Origin of the sequence: Brevibacillus sp. NPDC003359 (assembly GCF_042878995.1) — a bacterium.
Taxonomy (GTDB): domain Bacteria; phylum Bacillota; class Bacilli; order Brevibacillales; family Brevibacillaceae; genus Brevibacillus.
In genome coordinates this window covers 1-6,585 of record NZ_JBIAOR010000035.1, presented here as the reverse complement: position 1 = coordinate 6,585, position 6,585 = coordinate 1, and the positions used below count along the sequence as shown (strand labels likewise).

General features: G+C 49.7%; 6 protein-coding genes. 1 reads left to right on the top strand and 5 read right to left on the bottom strand.

Going from position 1 to position 6,585, the window contains the following annotated elements:
• Window positions 1-189: 189 nt before the first annotated feature.
• From opp4C to ACFYU8_RS31400, 5 genes are all read right to left on the bottom strand, one after another.
• Window positions 190-1,116, bottom strand: coding sequence for an oligopeptide ABC transporter permease (gene opp4C, locus ACFYU8_RS31420; protein WP_390307238.1), 927 nt, complete (start codon window positions 1,114-1,116; stop codon window positions 190-192).
• Window positions 1,117-1,127: 11 nt separating this feature from the next.
• Window positions 1,128-2,084 carry an ABC transporter permease gene (locus tag ACFYU8_RS31415; RefSeq protein ID WP_144612698.1) on the bottom strand — a complete coding sequence of 319 codons (957 nt, stop codon included), beginning with the start codon at window positions 2,082-2,084 and terminating at the stop codon, window positions 1,128-1,130.
• Between the two features lie 86 nt (window positions 2,085-2,170).
• Window positions 2,171-3,919: an ABC transporter substrate-binding protein gene (locus ACFYU8_RS31410; protein WP_390307240.1), complete on the bottom strand. Its 1,749-nt coding sequence runs from the start codon at window positions 3,917-3,919 to the stop codon at window positions 2,171-2,173.
• A gap of 168 nt (window positions 3,920-4,087) precedes the next feature.
• Window positions 4,088-5,032: a phosphotransferase family protein gene (locus tag ACFYU8_RS31405; protein WP_390307242.1), complete on the bottom strand. Its 945-nt coding sequence runs from the start codon at window positions 5,030-5,032 to the stop codon at window positions 4,088-4,090.
• Window positions 5,033-5,047: 15 nt separating this feature from the next.
• The gene (locus ACFYU8_RS31400) at window positions 5,048-5,704 is read right to left on the bottom strand and encodes a TetR/AcrR family transcriptional regulator (protein WP_390307244.1); all 657 of its coding nucleotides are present in this window, start codon (window positions 5,702-5,704) and stop codon (window positions 5,048-5,050) included.
• Between the two features lie 119 nt (window positions 5,705-5,823).
• On the opposite strand from ACFYU8_RS31400, the gene ACFYU8_RS31395 reads away from it, so the two are divergent.
• Complete coding sequence (locus ACFYU8_RS31395) at window positions 5,824-6,195, top strand: hypothetical protein (protein ID WP_390307246.1); 372 nt, start codon at window positions 5,824-5,826, stop codon at window positions 6,193-6,195.
• Window positions 6,196-6,585: the final 390 nt, after the last annotated feature.

Sequence of the window (6,585 nt, the reverse complement as noted above, 5' to 3'; positions counted from 1 at the left end):
AGAAAAAAGCAAAAGAAAAAACGGGGCCGTCATGCTATTGACAGTCCTCGTTCATATCAGTGAAGCTGAAATTCCCCGCCATTTTTTCCTACGCTAGGGCGGGCTCCAGAGGCGCTTGGACTGGAAATCACTTCTCCCTGCGCTGCTTTATTTTGAAAGTTGGTTCACGATGGTGATATCAAAAACTCATCAACGCTTCTGCTTCGGGTCCAAAGCATCCCTCAGGCCATCCCCTAGCAGATTAATCGAGATGACAGTAGCAAAAATAGCAATACCCGGCGGAACCCACAGCCACGGTCTTTTCTGAAAATCGATCAGGGTGTTCGCCGCATCCATCATGTTACCCCATGTAGGCGTTGGAGGAACGACACCGAGTCCGAAGTAAGATAGCACGGATTCGCTCAGGATCGCACCACCGACGTTTAAGGTGGCAACTACAATCAAAAGTGGTGTCAGATTGGGCAGCAAATGGAAGAATAGCTTGCGTCTGTCTCGCAGACCGAGTACTTCTGCTGCTTGCATGAATTCACTTTCGCGAAGGGTAAGCATCTGGCTACGGACCATTCGCGCCAAGCCGGGCCAGCCGATTAGGCTCAGCATGACCATGACGATGTAAATGCGGTAATCGGTCGGGATTTTCCACTCGGAGAGGACTGCGCCCATAATAAACAAGAGCGGCAGCCCAGGAATGGTCATGAGCACGTCTGCTACACGCATGATCACTTGATCGACCCACCCGCGGTAAAAGCCAGCCAGTGCACCGAGAAGAGCGCCGAGGGAAACGGAGAGCACCATGGAAGCGATGCCGACTGTCAGTGAGATTCGGCCAGCCTGCATCAATCGCGTCAAAACGTCTCTGCCCAAACTGTCCGTCCCGAGCCAATGGGATAAGCTTGGCGGCTTGTTGATCACGGTCGTATTAATCTTGCCGGATGCGTACGGAGAAAAAAACGGACCGATGAAGCATACCACCGCCATGACGAGTAAAAACACAAGTCCAAACATGGCCAGCCGCTTCTTTTTCAGTCGCAAAAACGCCTCGTGCCACAAGGAAGAACGCAACGCTACCTGCTCCGGTCTCGTCACCTCCGCTACTTCACTTACCGTTGATGCCATCGTTTTCCCTCCTATTTCAACCGAACCCGCGGGTCAGCCACTCTGTACAGCAAATCAGCAGACAGATTCCCGATGACAGTGAGAATCGCCAGGAACATCGTAAAGCCCATCAATAGCGGGTAGTCCCGTACAGAAAACGCCTGCATGTACAACTGTCCGACTCCGGGCCAGTTAAAGATTTTTTCCGTGATGATCGCCCCACCGAACAATGCTGGCAGCTCAAAGCCCAGCAGGGTAATGGCAGGCAGAAGTGCATTGCGCAGCGCGTGCTTGTGCAGGACGACTTTTTCTTTCAGCCCCTTTGCTCGGGCCGTGCGCACAAAGTCTTGTTGAATGACCTCCAGCATGTTCGTGCGGAAATAGCGCGTCAGTGTCCCCACGCTCAGCAAAGTCAGAACCGTCACAGGCAAAAACATGTGCTGGACCACGTCCCACGCATAGGCGAGCCCTGTTTCCTTGCTGCCGATCGTCATCATACCTCCTGCGGGAAACAGCTTGGCATCGACGGCAAACAACTTGATAAACAGCAGCCCGACGAAAAAGACAGGCAGCGACATCGCAGCAAAAACACCAATCGTCACGAGCGCATCGAACCAGGAATGCTGCCTTGCAGCAGACAAAACTCCGATTGAGATCGCGATCAGCCACGTAAAAAAGGTGGAGGTAATCGCCAGCAAAAACGAATTCCAGATGTAATCGTTCAACAATGACATCACCGGCTGCTGGTATTGCAGGGAATAACCAAAATCGCCTTGAAAGGCGTTTTTCATCCAGATGAAATACCGTTCGACGACAGGCTTATCCAGCCCGTACATCGCTTTTAGCTCCAGCTTTCGTTCTGCTGTCAGCTTGGGGCTCGTATCAACGAAATCACCAGGCGTTAGGGCATACAGGAAAAAAATCAAAATGGATGCGCCGAAGAGCGTCAACGCCATGTAAAAAACCCTTTTCAGGAAGTAGGACGTCATCGTTGGCCTCCTTTCATGCTTGGGAAAAAAAGAAAGCCCAGCCCCAGGGCCGGGCACAACATTCGTGAGTCAGTTACTCCAACTTGTTACTCCATTTTGATTCCAGGCAGGCTGGTCGAAATACCCGTGAACGGATTCGGCTCCAAGCCCTTGATCTTGCCGTTGTGCGCAGACAAAATTTTGCGGTAGCCGAGGAAGATGTACGGTGGATCATCGCTCAGCTCTTTATACAGGTCTTTGTAGATGGCTTTACGCTTCTCGATATCCAGCGTAGATAGACCTGCTTCCAGCAATTCGTCTACTTTGGCATTGGAGTAGCCATTCGTTCCGGTAAAGCCGCTCTTGCCCTTTTTCGTCGAGAAGGCGTCTACACCGTCATCTGGATCGATCAGCATCGTGGTCGAGAACGAAGCGAGGTCGTGATCGCCTTTTTCCGTCCGTGCCAATACGGCGTTATAGTCCATCATTTCCGCTTCAAACTGGATGCCCAGCTCTTTGTAGTTTTCTTTGGCAATCGGGATCAGGACCTCTCCCAGCTTTCCTTTGGTCGTATAGTAATGCACGACCAGCTTTTGCCCATCTTTTTCGCGGATGCCGTCAGCGCCCGGCTTCCAGCCCGCTTCATCCAAAAGCTGCTTCGCCTTTTCTGGATTGTAGGCGTACGGATTGACATCCTCCGTATACGCCCACGAAACAGGGCTGATCGGTACATTGGCGACTTGCGCGTATCCTTGGTAGGTCAGGTCCAAAATCTTTTGGCGATCCAGTCCGTAGATGAAGGCTTGGCGGACGCGCTTATCTTTGAAATATGGCTTGGAATGATTGAACTTGATGTACGAATAGGCGCTGGATGTGTACAGATTGATATTCACGTATCCCAGCTCTTGCAACTGCTCAATGTTATCCGAGTTGACGGTAAAGGAGTTGTAATCCATCTCCCCTGTCTGGATAAACTGTAGAGCATCGCCCTCGGTCGTCTTGTAGATAAAGTGCTCGACTTGCGGCTTGCCCGCGTAATAGTGCTCGTTTGCGAGATAGCGGACTTCTTGACCAGGAATGTACGCCTCAAATTTGTAAGGCCCGGCTCCCAATGGCTTGCCGTGCAAGGTGCGGAGATACTCCAAATTGCCTGGTTTGTACTCCTTGCCGTAGTACGCTTTGGAGAGCACCTGCCCGCCTAACAGAACGAGAGACTTGGCGTTCACTTTCTCTGTCGTGATCTGGATCGTCTGTGGATCAATCACCTTGATTCCTTCGATCGTGTTCGCTTTGCCTTCCTTGTATTCACGGCCGCCTTTGATACTTGCTACGAAAATGTCCGTTTCGCCGTCGTACGTTTTGTCGTGCAGAATCGTCAGTGTAAAGGCTACATCCTCTGCCGTCAGTGGTGAACCATCGCTGAATTTCAAATTCGGTCTCAAGTGGAACGTATATGTGAGCTGGTCAGGAGATACGTCCCATTTTTCCGCGAGCTTGGGTACTGGCTTTCCTGTCGCGTCGACATCCACCAGTGATTCGAAGATCGCAGAGGAGACGTTGCCATCATAGCCGTTGTGGTAAAAAAACGGGTTAAACACGCCACCTGGCTCCGTCAGTCCCGCAATGAATGTATCAGTCCTTTTGACGGCTGCTTCCGGCAGCTTGGATAAATCCGTAGCCAAATTGATCCCGTCTTTTATGTCTTGAACCTTGCTGGCAGCTGGAGCTGGTGTTTCTGTCGACGGAGTCGCCGTTTGTGTCGAGGTAGTCGGCGCACTGCTTTCAGAGCTACATCCGGTGACCAGCAGAGTCCCTAACAGCAAAGTTGAAATGATTTGCGAAAGCCTTTTTTTCATCGTGATCCTCCTTCATATCCACGTAAGTCAGTGAAGCGTCAGGTCCTCCGGTGGTCCGGTCGGATCAAAAAACAAAAAACAAATAATTCATACCTGTTTACTATGAATTAGATTATAGGTATCGATACCGGATCGGTCAACAGTTTTTTCCAAAACAAAAAACCTCGATTAATCGAGGTCTTTTTGTTCGGCATGCCTTGCATACGGAATGTTCAGTTTTTCACACGCTTGCCTGACGAACAAGGAATGTCGCTCACGCATGATTCTCTCTGTATTTTCATCCAATCCCCAAGCAGATAGATTCGATGCCGGCCGCAGTGCCGCACATAAATCCCAGTACGGAAGATCGGTGTAATCGAGTTTCGTCATGGTAGCCTGATAGTGAAGTGTAAAATCGTTCATGGCTTGTATGCCAAATGCCCAGAGGATTTCCAATCTGGCATTCCCCAAATCAGCTAACGGGTCTCCGATCCCAGCATCCTCCCAGTCGATGACAGCTACCAGCTTCCCGTCCTTCCACATCGTATTTCCCGGCCAGAAATCGCCATGCAAAAGGGATGGCGCATTCCCCTGTGGTAGCGGCCAAACGGACCCCAACACTTCGCGAATGAGCCCCTCATCCAATGATTGGTCTAGAATCATTGATTTTTTATGAAGCTTTTCGGTTATCGCTTCCTCCTGTTTCGGCAAAAATATGCCCCCCAGCATAGAAGTGTCCACCGCATGGATACGAGTCAGCACCTCGGCCACCTGTTGCAGGAAGCTAGACAAATCGGCTGGTGCAGCGACTGTCTGTCCTTCTATGAATTCGATGACAAGGCACGGCGTGGGAAAAATATCGCTGGATGCTTCGAGGTGATAGGGTGTTGGAGTCGGCAACCCAGCGGTCTTCAGTATTTGCAAAAGTCCGAATTCATCTGATGCGATCTGCGGATTTCGCTTGAGGTCAGCATGACCATGCTCGCGGACGACTACTTTTTTCTTCGTGCCGTCAGGGCTCTCCATTTCTAGCGCATTGACCTGTGCAGAGATCCCGCCTTTTAGCTCCCATACACGAAGGAGCCTGGCTGACGGGTTCATGTTATGTACCAGGCTCGACCATTTTTCATCCATTCTTCTTTTCCCCCTTCATGCTCTACTGTCTGACTGCTTGTACAGCCCTACCTTCATCATTTCCATGTACGTTTCTAATTCCGCAAAAAATAATTGGACATGTGCGAAGCCTTTATCACTTGCTTCATAATTTTCGCGGACGTACTTTTGCGTCAATGCCTCTACAGCCGACAGCAAAAAATGCAGTGCCTTCTGTGGATCGAACTGCGCTTTGATCAATGACGTATCGACTTGATCCAGAAACAAGGGAATATATCGCGCATTGAACTGTGTTTCTCTGTCTTCGATTTCAGTCCGACATTCCTCAGGATAGTCGAAAAAGGTCGCAACTGCCATTTGATAAATAGCTGGTTCCTCGGCAAAGAGCGCCATTTTTGCTTGATTGACATGAAGAAATCGCGCAAAGAAGTCTTGCGGCGCCACTTCCATTCGCTCCAGTATAAAGGCAAAAAAACGTTCGATACAAGCATCAACAATCGCCAGAAACAGTCCCTTTTTATTCCCGAAAAAGTGGAACAGCATCCCCTTTGATACGCCTGCGTTCTGGACGATTTGATTGGTAGAGCCTTGTTCATAGCCTTTGGCGGAAAATTCAACAAGGGCCGCTTCCAATAGCTTTCGTTTGTTCGGCTCCAGCGTTTCGGCCTGCCAGATTCCTTTTATGTCCGTCACCTTCTCTCGCCGTTCTTCTTTTTCCTATCATAACGCACATTGACCAGGTGGTCAAAGTGGAGTTATACTTTCCTCGAAAACTTCATCATCCATATTCCACTACAAGGAAGTGATGCCTGATGACACGGACATTGCCCGTATTCGCCCGTATCATCCTTGGATTGATTTTGCTTGGAGCAGGTGTGAATGGTTACATGGTCTTGTTTGGATTCGAACCTATCTTTCCAACCAGTCCTGCTGCTATGGAGCTTTTGCAAGGGTATTTGCTGGTTCTGGTCAAAACTGTCGAAATCATCTGTGGATTGCTATTCCTGACCAATCGCTTCGTCCCACTGGCTCTAACCGCCACTGCTCCTCTTGCTGTCAATATCTTGACGTTCCACCTGTTTGTCGATCCCGATAAGCTCGCTATGGGACTGATCGTTGCGATTTTGGAAGTGTATTTGCTGTGGAGCTATCGTCGTAGTTTTCGTCAGTTGATGACGATGTAGACATACTGCAAGATGGATGTCTTCCTGTTGTAGTGGTCGGGAGAAGCCCTGCCACATGTTTTCCAGTCGCCTATATCCTCTCTACGTTCGGGCGGTCTCCTTCCAAACATGTGACAGGACTTCCGGACAGCTGGGGAATCCTTCGTATGTTTGAAACGTTTTGCAAGTTAATGCAGGGAAAGCTTCTGAAAGACTAATTCATTTGGCCCGAAACACCTTAGAACCACATTCAAATTAATGAACAGCTACGTAGGAAGAAGCGAATTTCCAGTCCAAGCGCCTCTGGAGCCCTTCTCAGCGTAGGAAAAAATGGCGGGGAATTTCAGCTTCACTGATATGAACGAGGACTGTCAATAGCATGACGGCCCCGTTTTTTCTTTTGCTTTTTTC

What these genes read in the sequence shown, in the direction of transcription:
- opp4C (WP_390307238.1), bottom strand. Translation starts at nt 1,116, where the DNA reads ATGGCATCAACGGTAAGTGAAGTAGCGGAGGTGACGAGACCGGAGCAG.
- ACFYU8_RS31415 (WP_144612698.1), bottom strand. Translation starts at nt 2,084, where the DNA reads ATGACGTCCTACTTCCTGAAAAGGGTTTTTTACATGGCGTTGACGCTC.
- ACFYU8_RS31410 (WP_390307240.1), bottom strand. Translation starts at nt 3,919, where the DNA reads ATGAAAAAAAGGCTTTCGCAAATCATTTCAACTTTGCTGTTAGGGACT.
- ACFYU8_RS31405 (WP_390307242.1), bottom strand. Translation starts at nt 5,032, where the DNA reads ATGGATGAAAAATGGTCGAGCCTGGTACATAACATGAACCCGTCAGCC.
- ACFYU8_RS31395 (WP_390307246.1), top strand. Translation starts at nt 5,824, where the DNA reads ATGACACGGACATTGCCCGTATTCGCCCGTATCATCCTTGGATTGATT.